Genomic DNA, 20399 nt, shown 5'->3' with positions numbered 1-20399 from the left:
AAACATGCTGAAACTCGAATCAGTCAAGGTTGCCTACGGTGCGATTCAGGCCGTCAAGGGCGTGAGCATTGAAGTGCGCAAGGGCGAAGTGGTGACCATCATTGGCGCCAATGGAGCGGGAAAGAGCACCTTGCTCAAGAGCATCTGCGGGTTGGAGCCCGTCACCGAAGGTCGCATCCTGTTCGATGGCAAGGACATCACGAACGTCCCATCGCATCAACGTGTGGGCCTTGGCGTGGCAATGTCACCGGAAGGTCGTGGCGTGTTCGCCGATCAGACGGTGCGCGAGAACCTGATGCTCGGCGGCTATTCGCGCAAGAAGGATCTTGCCGCCACGGCAGCTGCCATCGAGCGCGAATTCAAGCGGTTTCCTCGGCTGCGTGAACGTCAGGACCAGTTGTCCGGGACCTTGTCCGGCGGTGAGCAGCAGATGCTGGCCATTGCGCGCGCACTGATGAGCGAGCCGCGGCTGTTGTTGCTCGACGAGCCCTCGCTCGGCCTGGCGCCCCTGATCATCAAGGACATCTTCAACGCGATTCGCCAACTGCGCGAATCGGGCTTGACCATCCTGCTGGTCGAGCAGATGGCCAAGCAGGCGCTCGGCGTGGCCGACCGCGCCTACGTGCTCGAAACAGGACACATCACCTTGGAGGGCACAGGACGCGCGCTCCTCAACGATCCCAAGGTCAAGGCGGCCTATCTCGGCTCGCACTGAAGCTTTCAACTTTCCACACAAGGAGTACCCCATGACCCAAACCAAGAAATTTGCCAGCCAAGCCGACCTCGAAGAAAAGAAGGTCACCTTCAGCCAGATCTCGGAGCATGCCTGGGCCTATACGGCCGAGGGCGATCCCAATACCGGCATCATCATCGGCGACGACGCCGTGCTGGTTGCCGACACGCAAGCGACGCCGGCGATGGCGGCCGACGTGATCCGCCGCATCCGCGAAGTGACCGACAAGCCGATCAAGTACGTGGTGCTCACGCACTACCACGCGGTTCGCGTGCTGGGCGCTGCGGCCTACAAGCCCGAGCACATCATCGCCAGCCAGGACACGCGCGACCTGATCGTCGAACGGGGCGAGCAGGACAAGGCCAGCGAGATCGGCCGCTTCCCGCGGCTGTTCCAGAACGTCGAGACCGTGCCGCCCGGCATGACCTGGCCGACCATGACCTTCACCGGCAAGATGACGCTGTGGCTGGGCAAGCTCGAAGTGCAACTGCTGCAGCTCGGCCGCGGCCACACCAAGGGCGACACGGTCGTCTGGCTGCCGGGCGAGGGTGCACTGCTGTCGGGCGACCTGGTCGAATTTGGCGCCACGCCCTATGCCGGCGATGCGTACTTCAAGGACTGGCCCAAGACGCTCGAAAACCTCGCTGCGCTCAAGCCCAGGGCGCTGGTGCCCGGCCGTGGCGCCGCACTCACCACGCCCGACGAGGTGGCCAAGGGCCTGAGCGAAACGCGCGACTTCATCTCGGACGTGTATGCCAATGTGCAGAAGGGCGTCGACGCCGGCAAGGACTTGAACGCCGTCTACAAGGACACCTTCGCCGCGTTGAAGCCCAAGTATGGCCACTGGGTGATCTTCGACCACTGCATGCCCTTCGACGTCACGCGGTGCTACGACGAGGTGACCAAGTACACCGACCCCCGCATCTGGACGGCAGAGCGTGATGTCGAGATGTGGAAGACGCTCGAGGGCTGATCGGTCTATTTTCGCCAGTCAGCCTCGCGCGACAAGTTCATAGGACAAGGGAAGACGGCGGAGCGCGGCACCGCGGGGCCGCGCTCACCCCGAAAAGACAGCGCCCGCGAAACCTTAAGGAAACCATCATGCTGATCAAGAAAGTTCATCACGTCGCCTACCGCTGCGTCGACGCCAAGCAGACCGTCGAGTGGTACGGCAAGCACCTGGACATGAAGTTCGTGCTGGCCATCGCCGAGGACGAAGTGCCATCGACCAAGGCGCCCGACCCCTACATGCACGTCTTCCTCGACGCCGGGCAGGGCAACATCCTGGCCTTCTTCGAGTTGCCCAGCCAGCCGCCGATGGACCGCGACCGCAACACGCCGGCCTGGGTGCAGCACCTGGCGCTGGAGTGCGATTCGGTGGACACGCTGCTGGCCACCAAGCAGCGCCTGGAAGCGGCCGGCATCGAGGTGCTGGGCCCGACCGACCACACCATCTTCAAGTCGATCTACTTCTTCGACCCGAACGGCCACCGCCTGGAACTGGCGGCCAACACCGGCACCCCGGAGATGATGAAGAAGCTCGACGAGGTGAAGTGGGACATGCTCGAGGAGTGGGCCAGGACCAAGCGCGCGCCCAAGCACGCGGCCTGGATGCACGACGGCAGCCTGGCCACGCCGGTCCCCTGATGCCGGCACGGAACGCGTGAATCTCTCATGATTGCATTGAACGAAACCCACGACCCGGCACTTCAGAGCTGGGTCGCGTCAGCCCGGAACGCGGGGACCGACTTTCCTGTCCAGAACCTCCCTCTCGCCGTATTCCGGCGTCGTGGCACGCACGAGGTCTTTCGCGGGGGCGTGGCCATCGGCGACCAGATCGTCAACATCGCAGCGGCCGTCGAGCGCGGCCTGTTCTCAGGCGAAGCCGCCGCGGCCGCGACCGCCGCATCGGGTGATTCGCTCAACGCGCTGATGGCGCTCGGTCCGGCCGCGGGGGCGGCCCTGCGCCTGGCGCTTTCCCGCGCCTTGCGCGTGGGTTCGCCAGAGCGGCCCCTGCTCGAACCCTGCCTGGTGGCGCAGGCGGAGGCCGAATACGCTCTCCCGGCGCGCATCGGCGACTACACCGACTTCTACACCAGCATTCATCACGCGACGACCGTCGGCAAGCAGTTCCGTCCGGAGAATCCGCTGCTGCCGAACTACAAGTGGGTGCCGATCGGCTATCACGGGCGTGCCTCTTCGATCGGTGTCAGCGGTCAGCGCATCAAACGCCCGCGCGGGCAAACGAAGGCGCCCGACGCTGCGACGCCGAGTGTCGGTCCCTCCAAGCGTCTCGACTATGAACTCGAACTCGGCTGGTTCGTCGGTCAGGGAAACGAGCAAGGGAAGCCGATCGACATTGGCGCGGCGGATGCGCACCTGTTCGGCGTGACCTTGTTCAACGACTGGTCGGCGCGCGACATCCAGGGCTGGGAATACCAGCCGCTCGGACCATTTCTCTCGAAGAATTTCGCCAGCACGGTGTCCCCCTGGTTGATCACGACAGAAGCGCTGGCGCCGTTCCGCGTAGCGTTCGAACGCCCAGCCGGCGATCCGCAGCCTCTGCCCTACCTCGACTCGGAGATGAACCGAGCGCAGGGGGCGTTCTCCATCGAACTGGAAGTCCTGCTGCAGACTGCCAGGATGCGCGAAGCCGGTGAGCTCCCCGTGCGCCTGTCGCGGACCAACAGCCATCGTGCGGCCTACTGGACACCGGCCCAACTGATCGCCCACCACACGGTGAACGGCTGCAATCTGCCGCCCGGAGATCTTCTCGGCTCGGGCACATTGTCCGGCCCCGACGCCGACGAGGCCGGCTCGCTGATGGAGCTCACAAACGGTGGCAAGCAGCCGATCCAGCTTCCCAATGGGGAGAAGCGGACCTTTCTGGAGGACGGTGACGCGCTGATCATGCGTGGGTGGTGTGAGCGCGACGGCGCGGCTCGCATCGGGTTGGGCGAAGTGGTCGGCATCGTCGAAGAACAATGAAAAAGGCCGTCCCGCTCGAGCAGGCCGTCGCGATGATTCCCGACGGGGCCACTGTGATGGTGGGCGGGTTCATGGGTGTGGGATGCCCACCGCGTCTCATCGACGAGCTGATTCGGCAACGGCGTGGTGGACTCACCCTGATCAGCAACGACACCGCGCGCCCTGGAGTCGGTGTGGGCCGGCTCATCGATGCCGGCCTTGTCCGCAAGGTCATCGCCAGCCACATCGGGACCAATGCCGTGACTCAGCGACTCATGCTGGACGGCGCCTTGCAGGTCGAACTGGTGCCTCAGGGCACCTTGGCGGAAAGAATCCGCGCTGGTGGATTCGGGCTCGGCRGCATCCTGACACCCACGGGCGTCGGCACCCTGGTCGCCGATGGCAAGCGCACGCTCGAGGTCGACGGCCGCAGCTATCTGCTCGAGACGGCCTTGAAGGCTGATTTTTCGCTGATCAGCGCAAAGCGGGCGGACTACTACGGCAACCTCGAGTACACGCTCACCGCCCGAAATTTCAATCCGCTCATGGCCATGGCGGCGACCACGACGATTGCCGAAGCAGAAAGCATCGTGCCTGTGGGAATGATCGCACCGGATGCGGTGATCACGCCTGGCGTGCTGGTCCAGGTCCTGGTGGGCAAGGAGCGTGCTTCATGAACGACAAGGAAGTGATTGCTCGACGGGTCGCGCTCGAGCTCAAGGACGGGGACCGCGTCAACCTCGGCATCGGCCTGCCAACCCAGGTTGCCCAGTACATTCCCCCGTCGCTTCACGTGTTCTTCCATTCCGAGAACGGCATCATGGGCATGAGCCCGTTGCCCGGTGAAGGATTCGAAGACATCAACCTCACCGACGCGGGTGGACGTCCCGTCGRCGCCTTGCCCGGTGCGTGCGCGTTCGATTCCGCTTTTTCCTTCGGAATGATCCGGGGTGGGCACCTCGATGTGACTGTGCTTGGAGGTCTGGAGGTCGACGCGCTTGGGCAACTTGCGAACTGGATGGTGCCTGGCTCGATGATCCCGGGCATGGGGGGTGCGATGGATCTGGTGACCGGGGCGCGCCGGGTCATCGTAGCGATGACACATCGTTCGAAGACCGGGTCCAAGATCGTGCCGCGCTGCAGCCTTCCGATCACCTCGGTGCGCCGCGTGGACCTGGTCGTCACGGAACTCGCAGTGATCCGGCCGACCGAGAAGGGGCTCGTCCTTCAAGAGACCGCTTCTGGCGTGTCAGTCCGCGAGGTGATCGAGGCGACCGAAGCGAGTCTGATCCTCGCACCAGGTCTGACGGCATGAGAGTGAGCCCCGTACCAGGCGATGCAACCATGAGCATCCGTCTCCTCGATACCCGAATGCTGTGGCTGCTCAGCGCATGCGCGTTCGCGAGCATGGCTTCGATGCGAATCTGTGACGCCATGCTTCCCTCGTTGGCAGCGGAGTTCTCGGCAACGACGGGCCAGGCTGCTCGGACCATTTCCGGCTTCGCGTTGGCCTACGGGGTTCTCCAGCTGTTCTATGGACCGCTGGGTGATCGCTACGGCAAAGTGCGCGTCATTGGCCTTGCGACGTTGGCGTGCACGATCGGAAGCACCGCGGCAGCGTTGTCACCCACGTTGGACTGGCTGGTTGTCGGCCGCATTCTGTCGGGAGTGGCTGCGGCTGGGATCATTCCATTGACGATGGCGTGGATCGGCGACAGCGTCGCCTACGAAGGCCGCCAGGAAGTGTTGGCCAAGCTGCTCGGCGCGACGGTCTTCGGAATGATCTGCGGCCAGTGGCTTGGCGGCCTCATCGCTGAGATGTTGAACTGGCGAGCAGCGTTCTTCATGCTCGCGTTGATCTTCCTGATCAGCGGCTCGATGCTGGCCAGGCGTGCAGGTGGCATTGCGTCTTCACCGGCGGGAGACACCGGGAGTGTGGGACGTCGAGCTTTGGACGTGCTCGCCCGGCCGTGGGCAAGGACGGTATTGCTGGTGACCTGCATCGAAGGGGCGCTGGCTTTCAGCGCACTCGCCTTCATTCCGTCGCACCTCCACGCCACGTTCAACCTGTCGATGTCAAAGGCAGGCGCCATCGTCGCGCTCTACGGGGTCGGCGGCCTTCTTTACAGCCGCTGCGCCCGCGTGCTGTTGCGGCGGTTCGGCGAAGCCGGACTGGCGACCACGGGAGGCGTCTGCCTGGGCGGCGCGTTCGCAACGATTGCGTTGGCACCATCCTGGCAGTGGACGCTTGCGGCTTGCATGCTTGCCGGCTTTGGTTTCTACGCCTTGCACAACACGCTGCAGACCCATGCGACTCAAATGGCTCCAACGATGCGCGGTACGGCGGTCTCGCTGTTTGCTTGCGTCCTGTTCTTCGGGCAGTCCCTTGGGGTCTTGCTTGCCGCGTGGGTGGTCGACACCTTCTCGTCAACCATGGTCTTTGCATCTTCAGCCATCGGTCTCTTCCTGCTGGGAAGTGCATTCGCGTCCTTGCTCCGGCAGCGCAATCGCCAACTCCAAGGGGCCTGACGCATGTCTGATCGCGAAGTGAATCCAGCCGCCGTCCAGGCTACGTTGATCGCGGCGATGGCCATCTGGGGGCTGAACCTGGCAGCGGTAAAGGTCCTGACAGGGGTCTTCGATCCGACAACACTGGCTGCGCTCCGAATGCTCGTGGCATGCGCTGCGTTGAGCCTGATCGTTCTGTCGAAGCGCTGCGGACTTCCATCGTTGTCGTGGCCGCAGGGCGGGGCGATCGTGGTCTGTGCGGTCTTGATGGTGTACCTCAATCAGATATTGTTTGCGGAGGGCTTGCTGCGATCCACGGCCACCAATGGCGCGCTCATCATGGCCTTGAGCCCGCTGGTGTCCGCATTGCTCGCCGCGGTCGCTTTCCGGGAGCGTCTGACGTTGACGCGCCTGGTGGGTGTCCTTCTCGGCTTCGCCGGCGTGGCGGCCGTGGTGTTGAGTCATCCAGGGGCCGGCCTTTCCAGCGCAGGCGCGGGCGACTTGATGCTGGTGGCTGCCGTGGTCAGCTTTGCTGCGGGTGGCGCAATCGTGCAGCGCCTGGCCCGGCAGCTCCACCCATTGACCATCAGCTGGGCAATCTATGTGGTCGGGTCGCTCTTCCTTGCGGTCCATGCCACTCTCGAATCGACCACGATGGGATTCGATGGGCTGTTTCCCGGCTGGCGCCCTTGGGCGTTCATCCTGTTCTCGGGTGTCATGGCGACCGCGCTCTCCAATCTCGTTTGGAACCGAGCCATTGCGCGCATCGGCGTGGCTCGCACTGCCGTCTTCCTGTACTGGGTGCCCGTCTTCGGCGTCGGATTTGCAGCCATTTTGCTCGGGGAGCGACTGACGCCTTGGCATCTCTTCGGTTTTCTTGCCGTGATGGGCGGCACCTATCTGGGTACTCGGCAACCCGCGACCGTCCCGGTCGTCGCTCCGTAACTAACTGGCTTTTCGTATGACCACCAATCAACCACTTCTTTTCCAGCCCATTCAGCTTCGCGAACTTGTGCTGAACAATCGCATCGTGATTTCGCCCATGTGCCAGCATGCCGCGGAAGCGGGCCACGCGACGCCGTGGCACCTGGTGCACCTCGGAAAGTTCGCGTTGGGCGGCGCCGGGCTGATCCTGACCGAGAGTACGGCGGTCGACCCACGCGGGCGCATCGGGACTGCGGATCTGGGTCTCTGGAAGGACAGCCAGATCGAGCCGTTGAAGGCGGTTGTGGATTTCGTCCACGCCAACGGCAGCGCCATCGGGGTGCAACTCGCGCATGCGGGCCGCAAGGCTGGAAGTCAGCCCCTGTGGGAAGGCGGCGCGGCGCTCGCGGAATCACGCCTTGCGGCCGATGCGGAGCCGTGGGAGCGGCTCGGTCCCAGTGCGCTTCCGGCGGGTCCCGGCTGGTCAGCGCCGCGCGCGCTGGACGCGGACGGCATCACCGAAGTCGTGCAGAGCTTCGTCGATGCGACCGTGCGTGCCGACAAGGCTGGCTTCGATGTCGTGGAGCTGCATTTCGGCCACGGCTACCTGGTCGCGAGCTTCCTGTCCCCCAACTCGAATCATCGACAGGACGAATGGGGCGGTGACCTTCCCGGGCGCATGCACTTGGCGCTCGAGATCGCTCGCAAAGCACGTGCGGTCTGGCCTGCGGGCAAACCGCTGTTTTGTCGGCTGTCAGCGGTCGATGGCAGCGTGGACGGCTGGAGCCTGGAGGACTCGATCGTGCTATCGCGCGAGCTCGCAACATGCGGTGTCGACGTCATCGACTGCTCGTCCGGCGGGCTGACCGAAGAGACGCGTGCCTTGCCGGTACCGCGCGGTCTGGGCTTCCAGGTCCCGTTCTCAGAGCGGATCCGCAACGAAGCAAAGATCAGAACCCAAGCCGTCGGGATGATCGTCGACGCAAGGCAAGCGGAAGCTGTGCTCGCAGAAGGGAAGGCCGACCTGATTGCCCTAGGGCGTGAAGCCTTGTTCGACCCCTATTGGGCACATCACGCTGCGCTGTCCCTCGGCGCGGATCCTGGCTATCAGCGCTGGCCGGTTCGGCATGGCGTCTGGCTTGCGAAGCGGGCGCCGGGACTGGCGCGTGCCCGTGCCCAGGCGGCCGACGCTCTCATCTCCACTCTCGAATAGACGAAGGAATCACGCCATGAATGTACGAATGGGATTGATCCGCAAGAAGGCGGACTGGACGTTCGAAGACTTCAATGCCTACTGGAGGGACGAGCACGGACCCCTGGCGGCGCGTGCGCCGAATCTGCGGGAGTATTGGCAAAACCCCGTGGTCGATCGAGTGCAACGAGGCATCGACTTTGTCCGAGGCCCATGGGACTTCGACGGATTCTCCCAACTCTGGTTCGACGACGCGCAGCAATCCGAGCGCGCGTTCAGTGATGGCGATCTGGCGGCGGCGCTGATCAAGGATGAGAACCACTTTCTAGGGGGTCTGCATATCGTCACGGCAGAGCAATCTGTCGTGATTCCTCTTCCCGGCGAAGATGAACGCGCCAAGCTGCTGAAGCGCATCTCCGTCATCCGGCGACTGCCGACCCTGAGCGAGGAAGACTTCCGGCGCGAATGGCGGATCCACGGCGATCTGGTGCGACAGATGCCCGGCGTGAGCGCCTATCGACAGAACGTCGTGGTTGTCAGAGAACGCGAGAAGGGAAAGCCTTGCGACTATGACACGTTACCTATCGATGGCATCGTCGAGTTGTGGTTCAAGGACGCGCAGACGCTGCAAGAGGCTTTTGCGTCGCCCACCGGCCAAACCACCATGGCACACGCCAAGACCTTCCTGGGTGACATCACTGCCTTCCTGGTGGATGAGCGTCGCGTCGTTTGAGGCATGGGGAGGCAAGAATGAAAAAGCGCATGACGCTATTGGCGAAGAAGGAAGGTCTGTCCACCAGCGACTTCAGAAACTACTGGGCCGGTCCCCATGCTGCCTTGGCGCTGGGCATGGACGGCATCTCGAAGTACACGCACAACCGCGTGGACAAGGTTCTCTGGGCCCTGGACGGTCCTCCGAGCTTCTGCATCGACGGGATCGTGGAACTCTACTTTCGCGATGAAGAGGCGATGCGCGACGCTCAGTCCTCGACCATCGGCCGACGCCACATACCTGCGGACGAGCCCAACTTCCTGAAGGGGTGGACGCTTTGTATTGTCGACACCGAGGGCGACGAGACCGGAACGAGCGATCGCCGCGTCAAGGTGATCGTCCCGTTCTTGCTGGGTGCCTCTTCAAAGGAGACCTTCGCTCTGGCGATCACCCAATATGCTTGCGAGACCGGCCTGCGCCTTGCGCTGAACTGGACGGCGTCAACGGCGCGTCGAGAGCGGCTGTGGTCCGAGCCGTCGCCGCCGGATGGTTTCGCCGTCCTTTGGTTCGAGAGTGTCGCAGCGGCGCACGACGCATTTGACGAGGGGGCGATTTGCAGCTTGCTTGCAACACACGTTGCGAACGCCACTGCCTATCTCGTCGATGAACTGCCCCTTCGTTGAGCCGCGGCAATCAGGAGGGTAGCGCGCCTGGCTTTGATCGAACTGCGAGTTGCGGGCGGGCCGGCCGYCCGCAATCGATGGCTCTCTGTCAATTGAGCGAGACGGCCACCGACTTCATCTCCGTATAGGCCTCGATTCCCGCCAGACCCATCTCACGGCCCCATCCCGATTGCTTGACGCCGACGAACGGGAAGGCTGCGTCGATCATGTGGTGGCTGTTGAACGTGCCTAACGCGTCTGACTATGTCAGATGGGATGATATTTTTGAACTCGAGGCGTAGTGTGGGTGAAAACCCGTAGACGCGATGAAAGTTGCCGAGCCAGACCCGATGCACGGTTCGTCGCGCCGCGCGAAGCCGTCGAACAGCGCCGTTGTTCGATCGAGGGCCGCCATCTCGGCCCGCCAGCGGCCGACTAACCCTGCTGACGCAGCTGCGTGGCGCGCTGGAGCACCTTGTCCATGGCCTTTTCGAGCGCATCACGTTCTGCCGGCTCGAGCGCCTCCAGGAGGAAGGTCTCGCGCGCCTGCACCATGGGAACGATCTTGCGGTAGAGCGCGCGGCCGGCCGGAAGCAGGCGCGCCAGCTGGCCCCGACCGTCCTCGGGGTCCGGCGAGCGCTCGACAAGCGCTGCTTTCTCCATGCGGGCCAAGGCACGGCTGACGGGCATCTTGTCGAGGGTGGCCCGCTCCAGCACAGTTGCCGTCTTCACCGCACCGGCATCGCCCAGCGCCGCAAGCACGCGCCACTCGTCACGCGTCAGATCGAAGCGCTCCTCGTACACCTGGGCCGTCGCCTGGCCTACGGCTTCGGCAAGCCGCGCGAGGCGGTAGGGAAAGAAGCTCATCAACTCCATGCGTATATAGTAACACATGAGACTAAAATGCCCGGCGCCGTGAAACCTGTGGAACGAAAGTACTTGATGTATATCAATGACAAGCGAGAGCGAGTCGGTTCGGCGTTGATTGCCATTTGCCTTGGTCATATAGTAACGACGGTTACTACATAGTGCCCCACGGCTTCAACCCACTCAATCCGGAGATTCCGATGAAGATTCAACGCATCCACCACGTCGCCTACCGCTGCCGTGACGCCAGGGAGACAGTCGATTGGTACCGCAAGCACTTGAACATGGAGTTCGTGCTGGCGATCGCCGAGGACAACGTTCCTTCGACCAAGGCGCCGGACCCGTACATGCACATCTTCATGGACGCCGGTAACGGCAATGTGTTGGCCTTCTTCGAGATCCCCAACGCACCGCCGATGGGACGCGATCCCAACACGCCGAGCTGGGTGCAGCACATTGCCTTCAAGGTCGACAGCGTCGATGCGCTGCTCGAGACCAAGGCCCGGCTCGAGGCGGCGGGCATCGAGGTCGTCGGCGTCACCGATCACACGATCTTCAAATCGATCTACTTCCATGACCCGAGCGGCCACCGGCTCGAATTGGCCGCCGACACGGCCACGCCCGAGCAGATGAAGAAGCTCGACGCCGTGAAATGGGAGATGCTCGACGAGTGGACTCGCACCAAGCGCGCACCGAAGCAGGCGGCGTGGATGCATGAACGGGAACTGGCCAGGTCTTGAGCACCGTCAAGTCGTGCTGATCGTTCGCGCGGGCCCGATCGGCCGGACGTCTGCGTTCGGGTGGAATTCCGGCAATGGCGCTGGACGACCATTCGCCGGTGCCGTCGACCTCGAAGCGTTCCTCATGCTCATGCCAGCGGTACTTCTGGCCGTTGCCCTTGCGGATGCCCCAGCGGCGCTGATGAGAATCGGGATTGTCGACGCCTTCGAAGTAGTCGGCGAAATTCTCTTCGCAGCTCAGGTAGGTGCCCCAGCGAAATCTCGATCACCGAGACGCCGTGCGCGGCCATGGACTGGCGCACCTTGTCTGCAGTCCATGTCTTCATCCCGTCGGGGTGCAGCAGGCCATGCCGGGACGAGCCGTCGAGAGGGAAGAAGGCCATGCCGTCGTGATGCATGCCGGCCTGCAGCGCCTGCTCGGCTGCGCTGTTGGCGCCAACCGTCACGACACGGTCACCCTGCAAATCGATAGTCGGCGCGTGCGCTGTACGAGAACCGTGACGGTGATCAAGGCCGGGACAGGGATTGCGACCACGACGACGTCCGCCACGGCCGTGCGCGCGACCCGATCAAGGAAGCAGCTGCGCGCCGTACAGTCCTTCCCCGAGCGTGACCAGGCCTTCAACGCCAAAATCGAGATTCCAACCCTGGTCGAGGTGATCGACCTTGCTCCGCACGCTGCCTCGTCAACTCCCGCAAATGCGAAAAGAACAATGACTGATGTTGCGAACCGGCCTGCGACAGTGCTTGCCTGATGGTCTCCAATGCAGATTCCGTCCGGAGTCTCCGCATCATTGACGGAGAGCGATTCAATGGCTACAGCCACCTGCTGGGCTTGATGCTCTCGCTCGTCGGCGGCGCTTTTCTTTGGATCGAGGCGGCGGGCACCGGGGACGCGGCACGCGGTGCCGGTGCCGCGGTATTCGTCCTGACGCTGGTCCTGTTGTACGCCGCTTCGACGCTCTACCACGTATCCCAGGGGCCCGCGAAAGAGGCTTGGCGACGAGCCGATCATTGCGCCATCTACCTGATGATTGCCGGCACCTACACGCCGTTCGGCCTGGTTTCCCTCGAAGGATGGCAGGGAGCGGCCCTGGTCGGTGCGATCTGGACCATCGCCTTGATCGGCATCGCACTTGAAACCCACGTCAAGGAAGGCGCGCCCCCTTCCTTGACCCGGTACCTCGGCATGGGGTGGCTGGCCGTGCTCGCGGCGGCCCCCGTCGTCGCGGCGCTGGACAGAGTCGCACTGGCCTGGCTGATGGCCGGCGCGGCATGCTATTCGTTTGGCACCGTGTTCTATCGCAACCGGCGCGGTTGGCACCATGGGCACGGTGCCTGGCACGTGTGCGTACTCGGCGGGTCAGCCAGCCACTACATGGCAATCAGTTCATTCATCCTTTGAGCAACGCCGGAGCCCGGCGGCCGGCGTGACGCGACCCGGAGGCTGAAAACGCACCGATCCGCACGAAAAGGACGATCACCCCTGCGCCCGAATCGAGTCCAATGGCGCGGTATATCATAAGAATGCCAAAAACAGCGCATCCGCAGACCGATCGGCAGCGGTGATGACTGGTTCAAACGCGCAGTCTAGGAATCCGGTCCCGCGAGGACAAGTTGCCGATGCGCATGCATGCATAGCCAACGGCGATGAATGCGAAGGGCGAGAAGCCGAGCGCGACTACGCTGTCCCGCTCTTTTCGGCTTGAGCCTTGATCATCTGTTGCAGGATCGCCATCAACGCGGCGCCAGTCAGGCCGAACATCAACACCCCGTTTGCGGCCTCGAGCGGGCCTAGCAGCTTCCAGGGCTTGGTCATCACCACATCACCGTATCCGAGCGAACTGAAGTTCACCGCAGAGTGGTACACCGCCTCGTACAACTCGTCAAACTCGCCCAGCGCCATGAACAAGATTCCCCAGATCATGATCTGAAGGAAGTTGCCCAGTATCAGCACGATCATCACGACCAGGAGCGAGCGAATTCGAACGAACGGCCCTGCGATGGTGGCTTCACGGTTCGATTGGCCGTAGTAGTACCGAACGCTCCAGAACGTGAAGGCCGCCTGCAGCACCAGGCACAGCAGGATGGTCGGCAGCCCGATCGCGAGATTGGTCAGCATCATTTGATTCCTCCGTTCAGCCTTGTCTGAAGAAAAGCGCTTCGGATCGGCTGGCTCGCCAGTGTTCCAGCGCCCACACCGTCGCCCATGCATAGAGCGCCACGGCGATGAACAAGGCGACGCGCACGGCCGATGCCTTGAGCACATCCTTGCCGCCGGCGCTGTCCTCGATGGCCGGCCCCAGCAAGAGCAACATGGTCACCAGGGACTGGACCCAGAAGGATGGCGGCAAGGCGCTGGGCCGGACCCGGAACAGCCGTGTCCCTGCCCACAGCGCGGCCGCGGCCATCCACAGCATCAGCATCCACAGGTTGGGGCGCAGCGAAAGACCGAGCCAGAGGCATCCGGCGATCACCGCGCCCATGAGTGTGGACCCCACGAGCTCCCGTCCGGCCGAACGGGTGCTCGCGGCGCCGGCCTGCTGCCCCAGCGCCACCGACTTCATGATGGCGGCAACGTAGAAGGAGGGGTTGGTCAGCGCCAGCACGAAGATTGGCATGACGATCAGGACGGCGCGCAAGGCAATCCAGCTCGCCGACTCCCGGGTAGGGACCTCCGCTGCAGCCTGCATGCCGGCGGGCACGGGGAAATCGGGGAAGAGAGCGTGCGAAGCGCCGCTGACCAGCACGCCAATGCAAAGGCCCACCGCGAGGGTCACGCCGATCTGGAAGGCCAGGGCCTGCGCCACCACCCCGACGACCGGAATCAAGGTGATAGCCATCACCAGGATCGTCGTCAGCGGATTGGCGTCGCGCGCGCCTGAATAGAACACCGCGTAAAGCAACGCCCCCGTCAGCAGCACGCCGGCCAGCGCGTAGTGTTCCAGGACCGGAACCACCAGCACACCGGCCGTCATCAGCGCGGCAATGACGAGGGCGAAGGCGATGCCCTTGAAGAGCGGGATCGGTGGACCCGGCTTGCACAGGATCAGCACGGCCACCACGCAGACCGCGTAGGGCGCCTTGAGCGCCAGGCCGTAGGCGACCAGCACCGCGAGACCCAGGCCGATGGCCAGCCGCAGCACGGCCTTGTCGGCCCGGCCCATCCGGCGCCGCTCAGTAGACATAGGACAGCATGCTCATCAGGTGGATGAAGGCCGTTCCGAGCCCGTTCATCAGCCCATGCTCGCCGGTGAAGACCAGCACCTCGGCCTGTCCGCCGACCCGCACGGCGCGCAGCTGATCGCGCTCGGACGGATCGAATTCGATGGCCACCGGAAAGCGCTGCGCCTGGCGCAGCCAATCGCGGCTGTTCTCGATCGTCGGCAGCGTCCCCGGCTGCGCCGGCTGTCCACTGGCGACCCCGCTGCCGACGCTGCGCACCCGGCCCTTGAGGACCTTGCCCGGCATCACGTCGAGCACGATCGCCACCGCGTCGCCGGGCTCGATGTTGCCGAGGTTGTTCTCGGACATGTCGGCGTTGATCCAGAGGTCGTGGATGGTGACCAGCGTCATGACCGGCGCGCCGGCCTGCACGAACTGCCCGACGTCGGTGCGCAGGTCGGTCACGAGGCCGCCGGCGGGTGCGATCACCTCCGTGCGCTGCATGTCCAGTTCGGCCTTTTCGACGGCCGAGCGGGCACTGGTCAGTTGCGCGTTCTTGTCGCCGCTTTCGCCTGCAGCTTCCTGGGCGCGGATCAGGTCCGCCCGGGCGGCCTGCTCCTGGCTGAGTGCCTTGACCCGGCTGGCCTGTGCGCTCTGGACCCGGCGGATGGAAATCGCACCAGGGTCTTCCGCGAAGATCTGCTCCAGTCGCGTGGCATCCTGCCGGGCGTAGACATGGTTGGCCTCGGCCGCCCGCAGCGAGGCCTGGGCCGCATCCACCGACGCCACCGACGCATTGACCGAGCGCCGGACCGACTCGTAGTCGGAACGGCTGCGTTGCAGCGCGATCCGGTACTGCGTCGGGTCGATCTCGAAGAGCTGCTGCCCCTGTTCCACGCTGTCGTTGTTCTTGACATGCACCTTCAGCACCCGGCCCGCCACCTCCGCCGCCACCGGCACCACAAAGGCCTGCACCCGGGCCTGTGACGTATAGGGCGTCAGGCGATCCGAGACGAAATACCAGGCCAGGCTGGCGACGATGAGCACGAGCACGACGATCGCGCCGATGCGAGCGCCCTTGCCGGTCTCGGGTGGCGGCTGGGTGGGCTGCGCGGCTTTTTCGCTCATGGTCTTGTCCCCTCCGGAGTGGGCAGCGCATCGGCGCCGGGCGGCGGCAGCGGGGCCGCCAGCAGCCCCTTCCAGTCGCTGCGCCGGCCCATGGTCTCCTGCGTCGCATCGTCGAGCACGGGCCGGCTTCGGGCCGCCTCCCAACCGCCACCCATGGCCTTGTAGATGGCGATCAGGCTCTGCGACAGGCTGCCGCGGCTGGCGACCAGCTGGTCTTGCTCGCTGAAGAGCGTCCGCTGCGAGTCGAGCACGCGCTGGAAGTCGACCAACCCCTCGTTGTACTGCCTGTCGGCGATTTCCAGCGAACGCTGCGCGGCCTTCACCGCGTCTGCCAGCAGCACGATCTGCTCGCCGGTCTTGGCAAAGCCGATCGATGCATCATCGATCTCGCGGGCCGCCCGCAGCACCGTGTCCTGGTACTGCTCGTAGAACTGCTGGAACCTCGCGTCCTGCAGCAGCACGGTGTTGGTCAGCCGGCCATGGTCGAACACGTTCCAGACCAGGCCGGGCCCGACGGCCCCGCTCAGGATCTGCGACGACCCCGAGACCGACGTCGCCGCCAGGCCCACCGAGCCCAGCAGCGAGATGGAGGGATAGAGGTCCGCCACGCTCACGCCGATCAGGGCGGACTGCGCAGCCAGCTGCATTTCCGCCGTGCGCACGTCCGGACGGCGTCGCAGCAGTTCGGCCGGCATGTCGACGATGACGTCCAGGCCGGCCTGCGGGATTCGTTCCTTCCCCTCGTCCATCTCGGACAAGGGACCCGGGGCGCGGGCCAGCAGGATGCTCAAGGCATTCTGGGTCTGTCGCAGAACGATCTCGAGCTGGGGCACGGTCGACAGGGTGCCCAGGTACTGCGCCTTGGCCTGCTGGACGTCCAGTTCGGACTCGTTGCCGCTCTTGAAATGCAGTTCCGTGATCTGCAGGCTGCGCCTTTGCAGTTCCGCGTTCTCGCGCGAGATCCGCAGCCGCAGTTCCACCGTGCGGATCGAGCAGTACAGGCCGGCGACCTGGGCTGCCATCAGCACCTGCATGTCGTCGTACTGGGCAATGCTGGCGAGATAGGCGGCGTCCGCCGACTCGATGCTGCGCCTGAACTTGCCCCAGAAGTCGATTTCCCAGCTCACGCTCAGCGCCGCATTGGCGGTCACGGCACTGGTGTCGCGCCCGCCTGAACGCTGCTCGCCGACGCCGAGCACATTGCCGGTCACCTGCTGCACCTGCGGATAGCGCGTGCTGTCGGCGATGCCGAGCTGGGCCCGCGCCTCCATGATGCGCATGCCGGCGATTCGCACGTTGGGATTGACGCGCTGCGCCTCGGCGACGAGCTGGTCGAGCACGGGGTCGTTGAAGTTGCGCCACCACGCCTGCATCGAGCCGTTGCGCGGCCGCCGCGGGTCGGCGGCGAGGGTTTCGAGCGAACCGCCGGTCCAGCCGGACAGCCAGGGCACACGGGGTCGCTCGAAATCGGGCCCCACCGTGGTGCAGCCCCCGAGCATCGCGGCGGCACCGGCCAATGCCATCACTCGCACCCTCGACCGCTTCGAAGGCATCGCGCGCATCGGCTCAAGTCGCCGTCGGCAAATCGGTCTCCGTCTCGACGACGTCCGGATCGGTCGCCACCCACCGCATGAGGATCTGATAGCCCAGGCTCAGCGCCGTGGCGCCGAGGAACATGCCCAGGATGCCGGCGCCCGCCAGGCCGCCCAGCGCGCCGAGCAGGACCACCGGCATGGGCGCATCCACGCCCCGGCCCAGCAAGAGCGGCTTCAGCACGTTGTCGAGCATGCCGGCGACCACCAGGAGCACCGAGTTGACGACGGCCGGCACGGTTTCGTAGTCCTTGCTCAGCCAGACGTAGGCGATGACCGGCAGCGTGACCAGCAGTGCCGGCACCTGCGCGATGCCCAGCACCAGCACGATCACGGCCAGCACGCCGGCGAAGGGAACCTCGGCAACGATCATGATGATGCCCACGGCCATGGCCTGGATGAAGGCCACGCCAACGACGCCCAAGGCCACCGCGCGAATGGTCGAGGTGGCCAGCGCAGCAAACTCCTCGCCTCGTCGGCTGCCGACAATGCGCCCGAGGATGGACTGCGCGGCTTCGGCACCCGACTCGCCGAAGGCCATGATGATGCCCGCGATGATGAACGAGAACATGAAGAGCAATATGGTTCCGCCAATGCTCGCCACCATCCCCAGCGCCTTGGCGGCCATTTCGCCGAGCTCCGGCTGCATCCTCTGGACGACCGCCGACATGTCCGTATGCGCCAACGACCACAAACCATGCACCTTCGGGCCGATGATCGGCAAGTCGGCCACGCGCGCCGGCGGCGCGGGAATCTCCAGTTTGTTGTCTTTCACCCGCTCGATCGTCTCGTGGACCGAGTCGCCCATCGAGGCCAGCACCACGGCCGTGGGCGCCACGATCAGCGCAATACCGCCCAGCACCAGCAACGTCGCCGCCAACCCCTGTTTCCCCCCCAAGCTGCCGGCCAGCGCCTGATGGCCCGGGTACATCGTCACCGCCAGGATCAGCGCCCAGGCCATCATGGAGATGAAGGGCGAGAAGATCTGGTAGCACAGCAGGGTCAGGGCCAGGACCAGTCCGGCCCGAATGTACACATCCATCAGCTTCCTGGACAGCCGTGTTTCGAGTACGAGATCAGGCTTGATAAGCGTTGTCATCGGTCGACCTTCGAAAGTAGACGACGCAGGAATTTTCCTGCGATGCTTTCTCTTCGCCTTGACAACTCTCAACAGTTCAGCATCCAGAAAGCTTGCGATGTGGCAGGATGCTGGCTCAGGAACGGTCAGCTTGCGAAAAATGAGACTCGACAGCTCTCCTGGGGACGCAGCCTCCCGACAGGACGGCGGCAATGTCGTGTCGGCCAAGGACGCGTTCGCGGGCCAGCCTCAAGCCTCGCTGGAACACTCGACTTCGTATGCGACTCGGTGATTTTCCTGTCGGAGCGCGATACGAACAATTGCGCTGGACCTTGCTCGCGGTGGCAAGCGTTGCCCTTGCCTTTCTTGGCGCCTGGTTGTTGCGAAGCGCGATTCCAAGCCGCATCGTTCTCGCGTCCGGCCTGCCGGACGGCATGTACCACCAGTACGCGCAGCGCTACAAGGAAATCCTGGCACGCGACGGTGTGAGGGTCGAGGAACGCATGACGGGCGGCGCGGACGAGAACGAGCGCTTGTTGCGGGATCCCCATTCCGGCGTCGATGTGGCCTTCGTGCATGGCGGTGTCGTGCGCCCGGCCGACCGCGGGACGCTGGTCATGCTAGCCGCCCTGTACTACGAACCGCTGTGGATCTTCTATCGTGACAGCGTCGTCCACCAGCAATTCGATGAACTTCGCCACCGGCGGCTCGCCGTGGGCTCTTCGGATAGCGGCGTGCGCGCGCTCATGGAGCCCCTGCTCGCGGCGAACGACATCACCCGCTTCAACGCCGATCTGGTGCCCCTGGTCAATCTGGAGGCCTTGCGCGCGTTGCAGGCGGGACAGGTCGACGCCGCATTCCTGGTCGGGCCCGCGCAGTTCCCGGCGATCTGGCAGGCCTTGCACGACCCGGACTTGAAGCTCATGAGCCTGGCACGCGCAGACGCCTATCCTCGCAAGTTCCCCTACATCACCAAGTTGACCTTGCCAGCGGGAACGATCGATCTCGCGCAGCACATTCCGGAGCAGGACGTGAAGCTGATCGGCACCAAGGCGATGCTGGTTTCGCGCGACGGGTTGTCGCCGGCGATCATCAACCTGCTCCTCGAAGCCGGGCGCGAATTGCATGGGAAGCAGGGCTATTTCGAAGCGGACGACGAGTTTCCGAACACTGCGATGGTGGACCTGCCCGTGTCGGCCGATGCGAATCGCCACCACCGCTTCGGTCCCAGCGTACTTCACCGCTACCTGCCGTTCACCCTCGCGGCCTACCTCGAACGCCTGATCGTGCTGCTGGTGCCCGTGCTGTTCGTGATCATTCCCTTGACCAATCTTCTGCCACGGCTGTTCCGCTGGCGCGCGCGGTCGCGCATCTACCGCTGGTACGGAGAGCTGGCGCTGCTCGAACGCGATGTCGGAACACGCACCGGCGCCTTGCCCGTCGAGCAATGGCTAGGCGACCTGGGACGGATCGAGCAGGCTGCCGCCCGGATCCGCGCCCCATTGAGCTATGCCAGCGAAGCCTACACGCTGCGCGAGCACATCGGCCTGGTTCGCCAGGCCGTGATGGCCAAGGCACAAGGCGCCCTGCCGACGCCGGCCGCCAAGAGCGCAGGTCAGTAGGGTGGATTGACCACCACGTATTGCGATCCCTGCGGCTGGTACCACTGGCTGCCGCATTGCTGGTACACCATGCCGCCGTAGTTGACCGGCACACAGTTGGCCGGCACGGAATTCACCATCGAGCCCACCACCGCCGAAGTCACGGCCACCGCGGCGCCGACGGCCACCGCGCCTGCGACCGGATGGTAGTCGTTGTCCCATCCGCCGCAGCAATTGTTGTTGCCGCTGACATTGACGTTGACGTTCCGATTGGCGTTGACGTTGGTGTTCCGGCTGGCGTTGACGTTGGTATTGCGGTTGCTGTTGACATTGTTCGCGCTGGCACTGCGGACGTCATTGGTCCGCACGTCGGCCCTGCTGTTGTTGACCTGCGCGGCCTGCCTGCCTCCACCGGCAGCCGCAGCACCACCGCCGCCCCCAGCGCGAGCGCCGCCGCCGCCTCCCGCTGCATTCGCGCGAGCGCCTCCACCGCCACCGCCACCGCCGCGGCCCCCGCCGCCGCGATCGCC

22 protein-coding genes and 3 pseudogenes are annotated in these 20399 nt (G+C 64.5%); 15 read left to right on the top strand and 10 right to left on the bottom strand.

Annotated features, from left to right (window positions below):
• The first annotated feature begins 4 nt into the window (after positions 1-4).
• The 11 genes from AC1D2E_RS21755 to AC1D2E_RS21705 all read left to right on the top strand — a co-directional run bounded on the left by AC1D2E_RS21755 (position 5) and on the right by AC1D2E_RS21705 (position 9719).
• A complete protein-coding gene (locus tag AC1D2E_RS21755; protein WP_478199315.1) occupies positions 5-715 on the top strand; it encodes an ABC transporter ATP-binding protein in 711 nt (236 codons plus the stop codon).
• Between the two features lie 31 nt (positions 716-746).
• Positions 747-1706 carry an MBL fold metallo-hydrolase gene (locus AC1D2E_RS21750; protein ID WP_478199314.1) on the top strand — a complete coding sequence of 320 codons (960 nt, stop codon included), beginning with the start codon at positions 747-749 and terminating at the stop codon, positions 1704-1706.
• A gap of 128 nt (positions 1707-1834) precedes the next feature.
• On the top strand, positions 1835-2380 hold the full coding sequence (locus tag AC1D2E_RS21745) for a VOC family protein (RefSeq protein ID WP_478199313.1): 546 nt from the start codon (positions 1835-1837) through the stop codon (positions 2378-2380).
• 27 nt (positions 2381-2407) lie between these two features.
• Positions 2408-3721: a fumarylacetoacetase gene (gene fahA, locus AC1D2E_RS21740; protein ID WP_478199312.1), complete on the top strand. Its 1314-nt coding sequence runs from the start codon at positions 2408-2410 to the stop codon at positions 3719-3721.
• Positions 3718-4377: a CoA transferase subunit A gene (locus tag AC1D2E_RS21735; protein ID WP_478199311.1), complete on the top strand. Its 660-nt coding sequence runs from the start codon at positions 3718-3720 to the stop codon at positions 4375-4377. The genes fahA and AC1D2E_RS21735 overlap by 4 nt, the downstream gene beginning before the upstream one ends.
• Complete coding sequence (locus AC1D2E_RS21730) at positions 4374-5015, top strand: 3-oxoacid CoA-transferase subunit B (RefSeq protein WP_478199310.1); 642 nt, start codon at positions 4374-4376, stop codon at positions 5013-5015. The genes AC1D2E_RS21735 and AC1D2E_RS21730 overlap by 4 nt, the downstream gene beginning before the upstream one ends.
• 29 nt (positions 5016-5044) lie before the next feature.
• Entirely contained in the window at positions 5045-6229 is a 1185-nt protein-coding gene (locus AC1D2E_RS21725) for an MFS transporter (protein WP_478199309.1), read from the top strand.
• A 3-nt stretch (positions 6230-6232) separates the two neighbouring features.
• Positions 6233-7153 (top strand): DMT family transporter, encoded by a 921-nt coding sequence (locus AC1D2E_RS21720; protein WP_478199308.1) that lies wholly within the window; start codon positions 6233-6235, stop codon positions 7151-7153.
• A gap of 16 nt (positions 7154-7169) precedes the next feature.
• Entirely contained in the window at positions 7170-8345 is a 1176-nt protein-coding gene (locus AC1D2E_RS21715) for an NADH:flavin oxidoreductase/NADH oxidase (RefSeq protein WP_478199307.1), read from the top strand.
• Positions 8346-8361: 16 nt separating this feature from the next.
• Positions 8362-9057, top strand: coding sequence for an EthD domain-containing protein (locus AC1D2E_RS21710; protein WP_478199306.1), 696 nt, complete (start codon positions 8362-8364; stop codon positions 9055-9057).
• A 17-nt stretch (positions 9058-9074) separates the two neighbouring features.
• A complete protein-coding gene (locus tag AC1D2E_RS21705; protein WP_478199305.1) occupies positions 9075-9719 on the top strand; it encodes an EthD domain-containing protein in 645 nt (214 codons plus the stop codon).
• Between the two features lie 88 nt (positions 9720-9807).
• On the opposite strand, the pseudogene AC1D2E_RS21700 reads toward AC1D2E_RS21705, so the two are convergent.
• Both AC1D2E_RS21700 and AC1D2E_RS21695 read right to left on the bottom strand, forming a co-directional pair.
• Positions 9808-9930, bottom strand: a pseudogene (locus AC1D2E_RS21700) (aldehyde dehydrogenase family protein); the annotation flags it as partial.
• 203 nt (positions 9931-10133) lie between these two features.
• Positions 10134-10565, bottom strand: a complete 432-nt coding sequence (locus AC1D2E_RS21695) for a MarR family winged helix-turn-helix transcriptional regulator (RefSeq protein WP_478199304.1) — start codon at positions 10563-10565, stop codon at positions 10134-10136.
• Between the two features lie 200 nt (positions 10566-10765).
• On the opposite strand from AC1D2E_RS21695, the gene AC1D2E_RS21690 reads away from it, so the two are divergent.
• Positions 10766-11305: a VOC family protein gene (locus tag AC1D2E_RS21690; protein ID WP_478199303.1), complete on the top strand. Its 540-nt coding sequence runs from the start codon at positions 10766-10768 to the stop codon at positions 11303-11305.
• Positions 11306-11459: 154 nt separating this feature from the next.
• On the opposite strand, the pseudogene AC1D2E_RS21685 reads toward AC1D2E_RS21690, so the two are convergent.
• Both AC1D2E_RS21685 and AC1D2E_RS21680 read right to left on the bottom strand, forming a co-directional pair.
• Positions 11460-11546 (bottom strand): annotated as a pseudogene (locus AC1D2E_RS21685) (hypothetical protein); the annotation flags it as partial.
• 72 nt (positions 11547-11618) lie between these two features.
• Positions 11619-11703: pseudogene (locus tag AC1D2E_RS21680) on the bottom strand (hypothetical protein); the annotation flags it as partial.
• Here AC1D2E_RS21680 and AC1D2E_RS21675 point away from each other — a divergent pair.
• Together AC1D2E_RS21675 and trhA are read left to right on the top strand one after the other, a co-directional pair.
• Positions 11698-12060, top strand: a complete 363-nt coding sequence (locus tag AC1D2E_RS21675; RefSeq protein ID WP_478199302.1) for a hypothetical protein — start codon at positions 11698-11700, stop codon at positions 12058-12060. The pseudogene AC1D2E_RS21680 and the gene AC1D2E_RS21675 sit on opposite strands and share 6 nt — an antisense overlap.
• Complete coding sequence (trhA, locus tag AC1D2E_RS21670) at positions 12060-12710, top strand: PAQR family membrane homeostasis protein TrhA (RefSeq protein ID WP_478199301.1); 651 nt, start codon at positions 12060-12062, stop codon at positions 12708-12710. Before AC1D2E_RS21675 ends, trhA begins: the two co-directional genes overlap by 1 nt.
• A gap of 276 nt (positions 12711-12986) precedes the next feature.
• On the opposite strand, the gene AC1D2E_RS21665 is transcribed toward trhA, so the two are convergent.
• The 5 genes from AC1D2E_RS21665 to AC1D2E_RS21645 are packed head-to-tail and all read right to left on the bottom strand — an operon-like array spanning position 12987 to position 18496.
• Positions 12987-13427 (bottom strand): ion channel, encoded by a 441-nt coding sequence (locus tag AC1D2E_RS21665; RefSeq protein ID WP_478199300.1) that lies wholly within the window; start codon positions 13425-13427, stop codon positions 12987-12989.
• 16 nt (positions 13428-13443) lie between these two features.
• A complete protein-coding gene (locus tag AC1D2E_RS21660) occupies positions 13444-14493 on the bottom strand; it encodes a DUF2955 domain-containing protein (protein ID WP_478199299.1) in 1050 nt (349 codons plus the stop codon).
• Complete coding sequence (locus AC1D2E_RS21655; RefSeq protein ID WP_478199298.1) at positions 14483-15598, bottom strand: HlyD family secretion protein; 1116 nt, start codon at positions 15596-15598, stop codon at positions 14483-14485. The genes AC1D2E_RS21660 and AC1D2E_RS21655 overlap by 11 nt, the downstream gene beginning before the upstream one ends.
• The gene (locus AC1D2E_RS21650) at positions 15595-17121 is read right to left on the bottom strand and encodes an efflux transporter outer membrane subunit (protein ID WP_478199297.1); all 1527 of its coding nucleotides are present in this window, start codon (positions 17119-17121) and stop codon (positions 15595-15597) included. Before AC1D2E_RS21650 ends, AC1D2E_RS21655 begins: the two co-directional genes overlap by 4 nt.
• A gap of 43 nt (positions 17122-17164) precedes the next feature.
• Positions 17165-18496, bottom strand: a complete 1332-nt coding sequence (locus AC1D2E_RS21645; protein ID WP_478199296.1) for an AI-2E family transporter — start codon at positions 18494-18496, stop codon at positions 17165-17167.
• A gap of 152 nt (positions 18497-18648) precedes the next feature.
• Between AC1D2E_RS21645 and AC1D2E_RS21640 the strand changes: the two genes are divergently transcribed.
• Entirely contained in the window at positions 18649-19890 is a 1242-nt protein-coding gene (locus AC1D2E_RS21640) for a TAXI family TRAP transporter solute-binding subunit (RefSeq protein ID WP_478199295.1), read from the top strand.
• Here the strand turns inward: AC1D2E_RS21640 and AC1D2E_RS21635 are convergent.
• The coding region (locus AC1D2E_RS21635) for a hypothetical protein (protein WP_478199294.1) at positions 19884-20399 on the bottom strand (516 nt) is incomplete at its 5' end. The genes AC1D2E_RS21640 and AC1D2E_RS21635 overlap by 7 nt on opposite strands.

It is taken from the genome of Variovorax sp. P1_H2 (genome assembly GCF_056405295.1).
Note: the sequence above shows the minus strand (reverse complement) of the source record. Positions and strands in the feature narration are given on the sequence as shown.